The 12,639-nt window shown below is 68.4% G+C and carries 10 protein-coding genes; 6 read left to right on the plus strand and 4 right to left on the minus strand.

The window, feature by feature from the left end:
• The first annotated feature begins 176 nt into the window (after positions 1-176).
• From OOB33_RS07870 to OOB33_RS07895, 6 genes are all read left to right on the plus strand, one after another.
• The gene (locus OOB33_RS07870) at positions 177-848 is read left to right on the plus strand and encodes a PEP-CTERM sorting domain-containing protein (RefSeq protein WP_271008275.1); all 672 of its coding nucleotides are present in this window, start codon (positions 177-179) and stop codon (positions 846-848) included.
• Between the two features lie 78 nt (positions 849-926).
• The gene (locus tag OOB33_RS07875; protein WP_271008276.1) at positions 927-2,057 is read left to right on the plus strand and encodes an acyl-CoA dehydrogenase family protein; all 1,131 of its coding nucleotides are present in this window, start codon (positions 927-929) and stop codon (positions 2,055-2,057) included.
• A 196-nt stretch (positions 2,058-2,253) separates the two neighbouring features.
• Positions 2,254-3,930, plus strand: coding sequence for a GNAT family N-acetyltransferase (locus tag OOB33_RS07880; RefSeq protein WP_271008277.1), 1,677 nt, complete (start codon positions 2,254-2,256; stop codon positions 3,928-3,930).
• 63 nt (positions 3,931-3,993) lie between these two features.
• Positions 3,994-4,440, plus strand: a complete 447-nt coding sequence (locus tag OOB33_RS07885; protein ID WP_271008278.1) for a hypothetical protein — start codon at positions 3,994-3,996, stop codon at positions 4,438-4,440.
• Between the two features lie 141 nt (positions 4,441-4,581).
• On the plus strand, positions 4,582-6,255 hold the full coding sequence (locus OOB33_RS07890) for a S41 family peptidase (RefSeq protein ID WP_271008279.1): 1,674 nt from the start codon (positions 4,582-4,584) through the stop codon (positions 6,253-6,255).
• Between the two features lie 157 nt (positions 6,256-6,412).
• Positions 6,413-7,333 carry a CARDB domain-containing protein gene (locus OOB33_RS07895; protein ID WP_271008280.1) on the plus strand — a complete coding sequence of 307 codons (921 nt, stop codon included), beginning with the start codon at positions 6,413-6,415 and terminating at the stop codon, positions 7,331-7,333.
• Positions 7,334-7,394: 61 nt separating this feature from the next.
• Here the strand turns inward: OOB33_RS07895 and OOB33_RS07900 are convergent, their stop codons facing one another.
• Genes OOB33_RS07900 through OOB33_RS07915 form a run of 4 tightly spaced genes read right to left on the minus strand, consistent with a single transcriptional unit; the run spans position 7,395 to position 12,631 of the window.
• Positions 7,395-7,916, minus strand: coding sequence for a hypothetical protein (locus OOB33_RS07900; RefSeq protein ID WP_271008281.1), 522 nt, complete (start codon positions 7,914-7,916; stop codon positions 7,395-7,397).
• Between the two features lie 41 nt (positions 7,917-7,957).
• Positions 7,958-9,664: a caspase family protein gene (locus OOB33_RS07905; RefSeq protein ID WP_271008282.1), complete on the minus strand. Its 1,707-nt coding sequence runs from the start codon at positions 9,662-9,664 to the stop codon at positions 7,958-7,960.
• Positions 9,661-10,650, minus strand: coding sequence for a hypothetical protein (locus tag OOB33_RS07910; RefSeq protein ID WP_102768100.1), 990 nt, complete (start codon positions 10,648-10,650; stop codon positions 9,661-9,663). The genes OOB33_RS07905 and OOB33_RS07910 overlap by 4 nt, the downstream gene beginning before the upstream one ends.
• A 46-nt stretch (positions 10,651-10,696) precedes the next feature.
• Complete coding sequence (locus OOB33_RS07915; RefSeq protein ID WP_271008283.1) at positions 10,697-12,631, minus strand: hypothetical protein; 1,935 nt, start codon at positions 12,629-12,631, stop codon at positions 10,697-10,699.
• Positions 12,632-12,639: the final 8 nt, after the last annotated feature.

Genomic DNA, 12,639 nt, shown 5'->3' on the forward strand with positions numbered 1-12,639 from the left:
GGCGGGCCGCTGCTCTTGAATAATCCGCTCCGCCCAGCGATCTGCGGTCGCGGTTTGGCAGGGGGGATCTGGACCGGAGTTGAGGGACAGATCGACGAGGTGGTTCATGGATTGAGAGAACGATGGATTCATTCATGCATGCATCCATTCATTCATTGCTCGGACGGACAAGACAAATGACGCAAACCAACAATCTGATTTCCAAAGTGAGCTTCGGCGCAGTGGCCCTGGCTCTGGCAGCAAGCGCCCAGGCCGGTGTGGTCGTGGGTTGGAACTTTGACAACGCGGCGCCCGGCCAGGCCGGCGGCGTCGCCGCATCGACGGCCGCAGCGGGCGTGAGCAACGCCAACTTCAGCACGGCCAACGCGGGCGTGTGGAACTGGGGTGCCCCCTATGGAAATGTCGTGGGGACGCAGTTTTTCGGCAGCAACAGCAACACGCTCTCGCTGAGCTTCACGCTGGCGAACTCGCTGAATGACCTGACCCTGTCCTTCACCCACTACCACAACCACAACTTCGGCAACACCAGGCCCAGCTACAAGTACGCGGTGCAGATCAACAGCGGCAGCGGCTGGACCGATCTGGCTGCCGACTTGACGGCCTCCTCCGCCACCACCAGCGCGACCGAGCACATCACGCTGAGCAGCGGCCTGGCCGCAGGCAGCTACTCCATGCGCTGGATCGGCTATGGCTTTGGCGCCGGCGGCCGCGACACCAACTCCGACTTCTTTGCCCTGAACGATGTGAGCGTGAGCCAGCGCAATCAGGTGCCCGAGCCGGCCTCGCTGGCCCTGGTGGGCCTGGCCCTGGCCGGCATGACCCTGGCCCGCCGCCGCAAGCAGGCCTGAGCGGAGCGGGTGCCCGCCCGATGGCGGGCGGGGGCAGACTGGCACAATCGCGGCGACGAAACTCGCCGTAACCGACCCATGCTGCTCAGTGAAGACCACCGCGCCATCCAGGACGCGATCCGTTCCTACGTCCAAGACCAGATCGCGCCCAAGGCGGCCGAGTGGGACAAGAGCCACCACTTTCCCGCCGCCGAGCTGAAGGGCCTGGCCGAGCTGGGCTGCTACGGCGTGGCCGTGCCGACCGAGTACGACGGTGCCGGCCTGGACTATCTGGCTTTGGCCATCATCCTGGAAGAGATCGGCGCTGGTGATGGCGCCACCTCCACCGTGGTCAGTGTCAACAACTGCCCGGTCTGCTCCATCCTGATGGCCTTCGGCAACGAGGACCAGAAGCAGCGCTTCCTCAAGCCCCTGGCGCGCGGCGACATGCTGGGTGCCTTCTGCCTGACCGAGCCGCATGTGGGCTCGGAGGCCGGCGGCCTGCGCACCACCGCCGTGCGCGATGGCGATGAGTACGTGCTCAACGGCGTCAAGCAGTTCATCACCAGCGGCAAGAACGGCGATGTCGCCATCGTCATGGCCGTCACCGACAAGGCCGCAGGCAAGAAGGGCATCAGCGCCTTCCTGGTGCCCACCAGCACGCCCGGCTACCAGGTGGCCCGCATCGAAGACAAGATGGGCCAGCACGCCAGCGACACGGCGCAGATCAATTTCGAGAACTGCCGTGTGCCGGCGGCCAACTGCCTGGGCGAAGAAGGCCAGGGCCTGAAGATCGCGCTCTCGGGACTGGAGGGCGGCCGCATCGGCATCGCCAGCCAGAGCGTGGGCATGGCGCGCGCGGCTTTCGAAGCGGCGCTCAAGTACAGCAAGGAGCGCGAGAGCTTCGGCCAGCCCATCTTCCAGCACCAGGCCATCCAGTTCAAGCTGGCCGAGATGGCCACCCAGATCGAGGCCGCGCGCCAGCTGATCTGGCATGCCGCCAGCCTGAAGGACGCCGGCCAGCCCTGCCTGAAGGAAGCGGCCATGGCCAAGCTCTTTGCCAGCGAGATGGCTGAGCGCGTCTGCTCCGCGGCCATCCAGGTCCATGGTGGATACGGTTATGTCAGTGATTTCCCGGTGGAGCGCATCTACCGCGATGTGCGCGTGTGCCAGATCTACGAAGGCACCTCCGAAGTGCAGAAGATCCTGATCGGCCGCGCCCTGGCCTGAAGATCGATGCCGCCGGGCGCGTGAAGCGATGCTTCTCGCCCGGCTTGCGCTCCGCGGGCATTGCTGGTTAGCATGACTTGCCCCGCCTTGCCTCGGGCCGCCCGACCGCCTTGCTGTCCCCCGTGTTCTGTTCTCTTTCTCGCTCCCCGGTCGGTGCCTGCAAGGCCGGAGGATGCGAAAGGAGCATCAGCCCCCGATGAACACGACTGCAACTCTCTCTGCGCCCGACTCTGAAGCCGAGGGCGATCGGCCTCAAACAGCCCTCAGTTTCAAGATCGCCGATCAGGCCTGGGAGTTCGAGGCCATCCACCGCCTCAACTACCGCACCTTCGTCGAAGAGATCCCGCAACATGCGCCCAATGCGGCGCGGCGCCTGGTGGACCGCTTTCACGACGAGAACACCTACGCCATCGCCCTGCACGAGGGCGAGCTGGTCGGCATGATCGCCGGCCGTAGCGCCCGGCCCTTCTCGCTGGACGGCAAGCTGCCCGATCTCGACCGCCATCTGCCGCCGCACCAGCGGGCAATGGAGGTGCGCCTGCTGGCGGTGGCGCCTGCCTTCCGCAACTTCCATAAGCACGGTGTCTTCGCACGCCTGTCGGGCGTGCTGGCTCGGCACTTCCGCGCCCAGGGCTGCGATCTGGCCCTGATCTCGGGCACGCTGCGCCAGACGCGGCTGTACCGCCATCTGGGCTTTCAGCCCTTCGGCCCGCTGGTGGGCAGCGCCGAGGCGCCTTACCAGCCCATGCTGATGCGCCTGCCCGATTACGCTGCGCATTGCGCGCATCTTGAGTTCCTGTCGGATGGCCGCCATGCCAGCTTTCTGCCCGGCCCGGTGGCCATGTCCGAGGCGGTGGTGCAGGCCCTGGCCGAACCGGCGCATTCGCACCGCGGGTCGCAGCATCTGCTGCGCCTGGCCCGGGTGCGTGAGCGCCTGTGCGCGCTCAGCGGCAGCGAGGATGCGCTGATCTTTCCGGGCACGGGCACCCTGGCCAACGACGCGATCGCCGGCCAGCTCTCGCTGCTGGACGGCGCTGGCCTGGTGATCAGCAACGGCGAGTTTGGTGAACGCCTGCTCGACCACGCCCGGCGCTGGCGCCTGCCGCACCAAGCCCTGCGGCTGGACTGGGGCCAGCCGTTCTCGGCCGAGGCGCTGGAGCAGGCCTTGCAAACGCAGCGCCCGGCCTGGCTCTGGGCCGTGCTCAGCGAGACCTCCACCGGCATGCGCAACGACCTGGGCCTCTTGCGTGCGGCTTGCCGCCGGCACGGCGTGCGCCTGTGCGTCGATGCGGTCAGCGCGCTCGGCCAACAGGCCTTGGATCTGCGTGGAGTCTGGCTGGCCAGCGCCGTCAGCGGCAAGGCTCTGGGTGCGTTCCCCGGCCTGGCCATCGTGCTGCAAGAGGGCGCACTGCAGCCTGAGGGGCAGTTGCCGCGTGCCATCGATCTGGCGGCCTTCGCGCCTGCGGACGGCGTGCCCTACACCCAGAGCTCCAATCTGCTGGCCGCGCTGGAGGCAGCACTCGGCATCGACTGGACCGCGCGCTGGCGCGCCGTGCGCAGCGCCGATGCCCAACTGCGCCGCGTCCTGGGTTGCAGCCTCTCGCCGTCGTCGACTCAGCCCTGGCGTGTGCTGGTGTCGTCCGAGCACGCCATGCCCGGCATCCTGACCCTGGCCCTGGCGCCGCATCTGCAGGCCGCTCGCATCGGCGCGCAGCTGGAGCGGGCCGGCTTCAAGCTGGCCTGGCAGAGCGCCTATCTGCAGCAGCGCAACTGGCTGCAGATCTGCCTGATGGGCGCCTGGGACGCAGCCGCGCTGGCCGTGCTGCCGGCGCGGCTGGCGCAGGCGGCGGGGGTGAGCTTGCCGGAGGCCTGAGGGCCTGGGCCTTGCTGCCGATGAGCCTCAGTCTGGGCTTGAGCGCCTGCGGCAGTGGCGACGGTGGCATTGACCGCCCAGGCCGTGGGGGACACCGGCAGCAGCGACAAGCGCGTAGAACACAAATTCCAGACCTATGCCGCCGATCTGGTTCTCGTGGGCCAGGGGCCGACCGAGCGCATGCCTTCGGGCGGCAGCTTTGCCTATGTGCTTGATCTGAGCAATGCCGGGCCCGATCCCGCGCGCAAGGTGCGCCTGGAATCGCTGCTGCTGGCCGCGGCCGACCGCATGCCGGTGCTGGGCGCCAAGACCTGTGTGGCCAGCGGCGGGGCCGTCTGCCCGGCCGATCTGCAGAGCAGTGCCCTGACCGATCTGCAACTGCCCAGCGGTGGCCGCCTGGTGATCACCTTGCCCTACCAGTTCGCCCCCGGCCTGAACTTCAACGCCACCGCCCTGGCCAAGGGCGACCCGAGCGCGCTCAACAACGCTTACACGTCGATCGCACGCTGAAGTTCGCCCGCTCCTGCCACCCACCATCACTTCTGGCGCTGGCGGCCCAGGGGGCGCTGCGTTGAGAATCCGGACCTTTGTGGTGGACCGATGGTGGTCCTGGAGAGTCCGATGAGGCCAAGCGTTCGCCCTCTGTGTTCCGTGCTGGTTTCGTTGCTGCTTGTGGCGGGCGGCAGCAGCCCCTTGCTCAGCCAGGCGGCGCCGCGGCCGCCGGCCAAGCAGCGCCTGGATCAGGCCGAGCTGCTGCAAAAGGCCGGTCGCGTCGATGAAGCGCTGGCCCTGGTGCAGGCCGATGTCAGCGATGAGGGTTTGCTGCTGCGCAATGCCTGGCCGCTCCTGCAGCTGCAGGCCGCGGCCGGCCAGCTGGACGCCGCCTGGCAGACCCTGGCCCGCATGGCCGACGAGCGCCAGATGGTGCCGGCGAAGTGGCTGGAAACCGCCCAGGAGTTGGCGCCCATGCGCGCCGACCCGCGCTGGCCGGATGCAGTGGCCCGGGCGCGGGCGGCGGATGCCTTGCGCGAGCGCCTCTACGGCGCTGCCGCGATTGAGACGCCGTTTCGTGAAACCTTGCCGCTCAACGAGCGCCTGGCCGGGCTGTCGCGCCTCTGGGCCGAGGTCAAGACCCACTTCGTCAATTTCGAGCTGGTGCCTGGGCTGGACTGGGACGCGCTCTATCTGCAGACGCTGGCGCGGGTCAGCCGGACCCCGCGCAGCGAGGACTACTACCGCGAGCTGATGCGCATGATGGCGCAGCTGCACGATGGCCACAGCGGGCTGGTCTTGCCCGAGCCTCTGCGGGACCGCATGCAGGCCCGGCCGGCGCTGCGCACGCGCTGGATCGAGGGTCGGGTGCTGATCACGCAGTTGCTGGACCCCGAGCTGTCTCGCCGCGGTCTGGCCGTGGGCCAGGAGATCACGGCCATCGACGGCCAGCCGGTGGCGGGCTATGTGCAGCGCCATGTCCAGCCCTTCACCTCGGCATCCACGCCGCAGGACCTGGCGCAGCGGCTCTACGACTACAACCTGCTGCGCGGCGATGCCCGGCGTGCGCTGCGGCTGACGCTGAAGGATGCGCAGACCGGCGCAAGCCGGGTGCTGCGGGTGCCACGGCTGGATGGCAAGGCGCGCGCGGCCCTCTTGGCCAAGGCGGACGACGCGAGCTTTCGCTGGCGCATGCTGCCGGGTGAAGTGGCCGTGGTCGAGCTGCGCAGCTTTGGCGACAACAGCGCGGCCCAGGCCTATCTCGCGGCCTTCGAGCAGATCGCCAAGGCGCGCGCCATCGTCTTTGATCTGCGTGAGAACGGCGGCGGCAACAGCAGCGTGGGCCATCGCATCCTCGCGACCCTGAGCCCGCAGGCCTTCGAGACTTCGCAATGGTGGACGCGCTCGCAGGTCTCGGCCTGGCGGGCCTGGGGCCTGCCCTTGACCATCGAGGGTGGCAGCCCGGAATCGGTGCAGCCCGATGCGCAGCGTCAGTTCACCGGCCCGGTTGCCGTGCTCACCAGTGGGGGCACCTACTCGGCGGCGGAAGACTTTGTGGCTGCGTTCAAACGCATGGCGCGCGGACCCGTGGTGGGCGAAGCCACCGGTGGCAGCACCGGCCAGCCCTTGTTCTTCAAGCTGCCCGGCGGCGGCAGCGCGCGGGTCTGCAGCAAGCGTGATCTTTTGCCCGATGGCACCGAGTTTGTCGGCAAGGGTTTGCAGCCCGACCTGCTGGCTCGGCCGACGCTGGCCGGCTGGCGGGCCGGCCGCGACGAGGTGCTGGAGGCCGCGCTGGCGCGCTTGCCCTCCAGCCCGCCGAGCGCCGGGCGCTGAGCGCCAGGGTTCGGCGCAAGGCGGGCTGTACACAACGTACACAGACAGCCTGACCTAGGGTTTCTACACTTGCGTTTCCAAATCTGAGTGGCGCCAAGCAGGTCGATGACCTGGCCTGAAAACCACTCAGCCCGCATCGCAAAAATCAGGAAAACCCATGTCTTCGCTGTCCACCCGTCTCGCTTCTGCTCCTCGTCTTCGTCCGGTCTGGGCGGCTCTGGCCTTGTCGTCTCTGGTGGCGCTCACCGCCTGTGGCGGTGGTGGCGGCGGCGGTGGTGAAGTCACGCCCCCGCCCCCGCCGCCGCCGACCCCTGCACCCGATCTGATGGTCACCATGAGCCTGCCGGACGCCCAGGTTCCCTCGGGCTACACCCAGACCATGGCCACCATCAAGCTGCGCAATGTCGGCAAGGGCGTGGCGGCCACCACCGATGTCAACATCGTCGCCGACGCGCTGCTCGAGGGCATGAAGGTCGTCAACTGCCAATCCGACAACGCCGGCACCGCCTGCCCCGCCACCGGGTCGCGCATGACGGTCAGCAACTTGCAACCGGGCGCCACGCTCACCTTTGATGTCACCGGCACCGTCAAGCTCGGCACCAGCGGTACGGTCAATCTGGAAGCCTCGGCCACCACCGGCACGGGCACCCAGCTGTCCAGCAGCAAGATGGGCGTGGGCTTCAAGGCCTACAGCGCCGATGTCGCCGTGCAGGCCACCGGCCCCAGCAGCGCCGTTCCGGCCGGCGGCAGCTTTGAGTATGTGGTGACCGTCAGCAACAAGGGCCCCGACGCGGCCAAGGATGTGCTGATCGCCAACCAGCTGGTCAGCTCGCCGAGCGAGAACGCCGCCACCCTGGGCACCATGAGCTGCAGCGCCAGCGGCGGCGCCGTCTGCCCGACCGAACTCAAGGCCGTGGGCATGACCGTGGCGAGCCTGCCGAAGGACGGCAGCCTGGTCTTCCGCCTGCCCTACAGCTTCGCTCCGGGCCAACGTGCCGGCCTGGTCTTCGAAGCCGCCGTGCGTGCCCGTGGTGACAGCGACAGCAGCAATGACCGCGCGCTTCTGATGACGCCTTGAACCCGTCTTCTTGATCCGCACCCTTTGAACAGGGCCGCATGCTGCGGCCCTGTTTGCGTTTTCAGGGCGCGGCCTGCACCTTGACTTCAAACTGCCGCCGCCCCACCCGCTGCAGGGAATCGGCGATCTCGACGGCGAGCTTGTGCTCGCCGCTGGGCAGGGCCGCCTTGCGGATGCGCAAGCCCTCGGCCGTCACTTCGGCCTGGGCCAGCACGCGCTGGGTGATGTCCAGCCCCATCCAGCCGTAGCGGATGCGCAGGGTCTGCGGCTCGATGCGGGCCTCGCCCTCGGCATTCCAGCGCAGCTGGATGTCAAAAGGGCTGGCCAGGGTATCCGGCTCGGGCTTGGGCTGCAGCAGCTCCAGCCGTGGTGCGCCCGGCGCGGGGCTGAACTTGGGGCTGGGCGGCGGCGGTGTGGCGCGTTCCTGCTTCCACTCCGTTTCGCTGATTAGAAAGCGTCCTGCGGCCGGGGCTGGAGCCCGGGGTGCGCTGTGGGCCGTGTTCATACTGATCACCCACAGCAGCGACCACAAGACAGTGCCGCTCGGCGCGGCCTTTCGGTACGGGGCGTTCAAGGCGTTCATCGTGAAGATCCTGGCAGGTCGGCGTGTGTCGAAGCCGGCGATCAGAGCTTGATCTGGTTGCCCAGGCCGGCGTAGGCAAACACCGGGGTCTGCTGCGGCATGGGGCAGTCACGTCGGCGCCGGCAGATGTCTCGCGATTGCTCGATCACCTTGGGTCGGATCTCCTTGACCACCAATTGCTCGATGGAGCTGCGCCCTTGGGCTGCGCGCAGGGCTGCCAGCATGTGTACCGTGAAGATGCCGCCTTTTGCGGGGGTGTCCCAAGACACCTCTTCGCTGCTGGCGGCGGTTACCACGGCAAAGGCCTTGCCGTCGCCGGCACCGAAGCCCTGGGCCACGCGATTGGCATCGGGGCCGCCGATGCCCTGGGCGGCTTGCACGCCCTGGGCCGAAATCTCGACAGTCACCAGATCACGGGCCGCATTGCCTGAGAAGCAGGTGTCGATCACCCACAGCACCTGCTGGCAGGGCAGCGATTTGCACAGGCTTTGCAGCTCCCAGAAGTCCAGGGCCGAAGCGTTGTCGCCGCTGCGCTTGAAATCGGACAGGATGGGCGCGCCATAGCCCGAGATTGAGATGTCCTTGGAGCCGCCATGGGCGGACAGAGCGAACACCACCATATCGTCCGGCGCCACCTGGCGAGCCAGTTGCTTGAGCGCGCGTCGGATGGCCTCGCTGGTGGCGTCGGCATTGCGCAGCACGGCCAGGTTCTTGCGTGGCATGCCCATGTCCAGCATGGCCTGGGCGAAGTTCTCCGTGTCCTTGGCCACGCCTTGCAGATCGCTGATTTCGATGCCCTCGCGCTGGCGCACGCTGGAGTAGTCGGAAATGCCCACGACCAGGGCCCAGCGCTTGCTGGGCGGCGGCAGGCTGAGGCTCGGGTTGGCTGCTGCGGGCGGCATGGGAGTGGGCGCCGGCGTTGGCGCAGCTGGGGGCGCAGCTGTGGGTGCCTGCGAGGGCGCCGGCGAAGGTACAGCTGGGGGCGCAGCGGGTGGCGGAGGAGGAGGAGGGGGTGGGGGTGGAGGCGCGGCTGGCGGCAGCTGTGTTTCCGGCGTGCTGATGGTCTGGCTGCTGGCCACCAGATCGGCGTTGCCGCCGGGCTTGACGGGCGCCATGCTGTGCTGGCGCAGGCGCTGGCCGGTGCGCTCGGCCAGATCGCGGGCGGCCTGGCGGGCGGCCAGCTCCAGGGCACGGCGCTCGCCAAACTCCTGCTGGCCATCCTCCAGCCGCGTGAACATCTGACCCCGACCTTCATCGGACACCAGGATCTGGCGGCCGACGAAGACGCGGGCCTGCAGCCGCACCTCGGCGATGCCGGCTTCCTGCCCGGGCACCGGGCGCAGATTGCGGTAGGCGCTGAAGACCATGGAGTAACCGGCATCTTCAGCGAAGGTGACGACCACGCCGGGGCCACCATCCATCAGCTGATAGACCTGGGCGCTGGGCTGCATCACGCGCAGGCCTTGCTGCTGGAAGGCTTCTTCCAGGGCCAGGGTGGCGGTCTGCACCACCGGGTCCAGCCGGGCCGAGGCACCGGCCGCCTCGCGGCGGTAGAGCACGGTCACGGGAAGGGCCTGGGGTGAGGGCGCCGAGCCGGCCGGCCGGGGCGCGGCCAGCAAGCCCAGGCCGGCCGAGGCCGTGCCCAGCGTGGCCAGGCTGGGGCTCAGGCCCAGGGCCGTGCTGCGCTGGATCAGCGTGCGCCGGCTCAGCTGCGGCAGGGGTGGTGGGGTGAGGCGGCGCTCCTTCATTCCATCCTCGCGCCGTTGTCCTTGGAGTACTCGCTGAGCACGGCATAGTCGCCCGGCTGCACCTGGTGCTGCGGGTGCTTGCGGATGATGTCGCACTGGCTGGTGTTGCTGCCCACCCCGTCGCAGCGAACCGCCGCCACGGGGATGGTGCTGCTGATCTCCTCTTTGCCATTGGGCAGGCGCAGGGTGCGCACGCGGAAGACCACCAGCTCATCCTTGCCCTGGAAGCCCTGGCGGATGCCGCCGAACAGGCCCATGGTGTCGCCGTCCAACGAGACCACCTTGCCCAGGGGGCGGAACACCTCCTGGATGCGCAGCGTGGCCTCCTTGAAGGCGCGGTGCATGGCCTTTTTGTAGTCATTGGCCAGGGCCTGTTGCACCTGGGGCTGGTTGGGCTTGTCCTGCGGTCCCAGCACGGTGCGGTCGCCGCTGCTCTGGCCGCTCTGGCCTTCCACCGAGATGGCGCGGTCCTGCAGCAGCTCGCCGGTGTAGAGGTCCTTGATCTGCAAGGACAGCAGCACGCGCGTCACCGCCACGCGACGACCGCCTTCCATGGGCTCCAGGCTTTGCCAGGCATCTTTGACCATGGCCGCCACCTGGAAGCTGGAGGCCTCGGCCGTGACGCTGTTGCCCATCTCCAGCACGTCGAAGCGGCGCGAGGCCAGGATGGTGTCCATGAGATTGCGGTTCATCTGCCGCTTGCTCAGGCCCACGGCCTGGGCCATCTCGGGCGGGAACAACAGCTTGGGGTTGCTGGGGTCGCCGATGCTTTCCATGCTCACGTAGAGCTTGGTGCGGGCGGCCTGGTCGATGGTTTGCAGGCCGCCGAGGTAGACGCCCGAGGGCATGCGGATGGCCCCCTGGCTGAGCTCGATCTTGTCCTTCTCGTGCGGGCTGGGCGGGTTGCTCTTGCAGCCGGCCAGGGCCAGCAGCAGGCAGGTCAGGGCGGCCGAGGCGGCTTGGGTGGGGGAACAGAGGCGAGGCATGGCGAAAGCTCCGTCGGTGAGTGGTGGGGATGGGGGGGAGGGGCGTTCAACGGCCGGTGAGCTGGGACTTGGCCGGCGTGCTGGCTGCGGGCTTGCCGCCGGCCGCCGTCTTGCCGCCGCTGGCCTTGTCCTTGTCCTGGCGGCTTTGCTCGACCTTGTCGCGCGGCTTGGGCGCGGGCGGCGCGGAGTTGCCTTGGTCCTCACCGGCGACGGGCGTGACCAGGCTGCGGCAGCCATCGACCTGGGCCTCGTAGGCATAGACGGCCTGCATCGATGGGACGGCGCGCACGCTGACGCGGCCCAGGTCCAGGCTGGCGCGCATGGCCGAGCCCTCACGGTTGGCGAAGATCAGGCGCAGCAGCTGGTCATTGCTCAGCTCGCGGCTGCGTTCGCTCACGCTGCGCTGGATCTGCGAGAGCGCACCGCCGCTGTCGTCGCTCAGCCGCCGGTGGTCGCGGCGCAGCAGCTTGTCGCCGAGCTCCAGCTCGCGGGCGTTGTCGGGCCGGCCGGAGAAGCTGGCCGCGAAGCTGAAGCCCTGAAGGTCCGCCTGTTTGAAGTAGGCCCGGGCCGCCAGGTCGCGCTGATCGGCGGGCATGGTGCGGTCCAGCATGCGGCCGGCCTCGGCCCGGTCGCAGAGGTAGACGCGGTAGATCAGGCCCAGCGCGTGGTCGCGGAACAAGGCCTCGCGCAGCAGGCCGCCGGCCTCGCTCTTGTCCAGCTCGGCCAGCACTTCGGCGGCGCTGCCCAGCTCCAGGGTCTGCTCGCCTTGGCTCAGGCGGAAGCGGGCCGGCCGCACGGCCTTGCCCAGGTCGGGGAAGATGCCCTGGGTGCTGACGTCCCAGCTCAAGCCCAGGCCCCGCTTGACCTCGACGCCATAGGCCAGCACCAGGGGCAGGGCGGCCAGCATCTCCTCGTTCTTCTTGTCCTTGTAGACGCGCAGCAACTGCCGCCCGAAGCCCGAGACCAGGCTGCCGAAAGCCGCGCCGCCCACCATGGAGCGCACATAGGCTTGCGTGCGCTTGCTGCTGCGGTCCACGCCGCTGCGGTAGTCGGCGTAGAGCGCCGGGTCGCGCTGACGCAGCAGGCGCAGGGCCAGGTTCTGCACGCCCATATCGTTGGAGAATTCCTTGAGGCTCAGGCTGTTGCGGCGCTGGGCCAGAAACTCCTGGTCCGCCGGGCTGAAGCCCGCGGCCTGGCTGGCCTTGCTGGCGCCACCTTGCTGCAGCAGCTCGTAGAGCAGACCTGCCGCCTGCTCGCGGCGCTCGATCAGTTTGAGGAAGTCGTCCTCGATGCCGGCAAAGTCCTTGCGTGCCTGGTCGAGCTGCTTGTTGCTCAGGCGCATGGCCACCAGCATGGCTGCCATGCTGACCAGGCGGCGCTTCTGCTGGGCATTCAGGCCGGCGCCCGAGGGCAGCTCGATCTTTTCGTCGGCCAAGGCCTGCTTGGCCTCCAGCAATGCGCCGAGGTATTGATCCAGCTCCTGGGCAGATCCATTGCTCTTGAGCATCTTGTCGAGCTGGCTTTCCAGCCCGCTCAGGGCGGCACCGATCGCCACACTCTGGAGTTCCGCAGCCACTGAGCTTTTGTCGGCGCCGCTGCCGGGCCGGGCCGCCAGGTCCTGCGCTCCCACCAAATCCATCCAACCGGCGCCGCTCTTGAGCTTGCTCGCGGTCTGGCGAATGGCGATCAGCTCAAACAACAGCTCTTCACCGCTGACCTGCTTTTTCTGGAAGAACTGGTCGATGAAAGCGTCGCTGATCACGGCCTTGCCACCTGCACCCACGGGTGGTGGCGCGATCGCTGGCCATCCGCTGTGGGTGCGCGAGGGGGGCGTGACGAAGGGCAGATCCGGCATGCTGTCCTTGATCTTCTGAATCGGATTGCTGGCGCAGCCGGCCAGCGTCATCAGGGCCAGCAGCAGCGGCAGACTCGGCAGGCGCAGCGCCCGGTGGGGCGCAATCGTTGGATGGCAAGGGTTCACGGGCTTCC

The sequence above is a fragment of the Paucibacter sp. B51 genome, assembly GCF_027863535.1.
Lineage (GTDB): Bacteria > Pseudomonadota > Gammaproteobacteria > Burkholderiales > Burkholderiaceae_C > Paucibacter_A > Paucibacter_A aquatilis.

Coding starts and splice junctions, on each gene's coding strand:
- OOB33_RS07870 (WP_271008275.1), top strand. CDS start 177: ATGACGCAAACCAACAATCTGATTTCCAAAGTGAGCTTCGGCGCAGTG.
- OOB33_RS07875 (WP_271008276.1), top strand. CDS start 927: ATGCTGCTCAGTGAAGACCACCGCGCCATCCAGGACGCGATCCGTTCC.
- OOB33_RS07880 (WP_271008277.1), top strand. CDS start 2,254: ATGAACACGACTGCAACTCTCTCTGCGCCCGACTCTGAAGCCGAGGGC.
- OOB33_RS07895 (WP_271008280.1), top strand. CDS start 6,413: ATGTCTTCGCTGTCCACCCGTCTCGCTTCTGCTCCTCGTCTTCGTCCG.
- OOB33_RS07900 (WP_271008281.1), bottom strand. CDS start 7,916: ATGAACGCCTTGAACGCCCCGTACCGAAAGGCCGCGCCGAGCGGCACT.
- OOB33_RS07905 (WP_271008282.1), bottom strand. CDS start 9,664: ATGAAGGAGCGCCGCCTCACCCCACCACCCCTGCCGCAGCTGAGCCGG.
- OOB33_RS07910 (WP_102768100.1), bottom strand. CDS start 10,650: ATGCCTCGCCTCTGTTCCCCCACCCAAGCCGCCTCGGCCGCCCTGACC.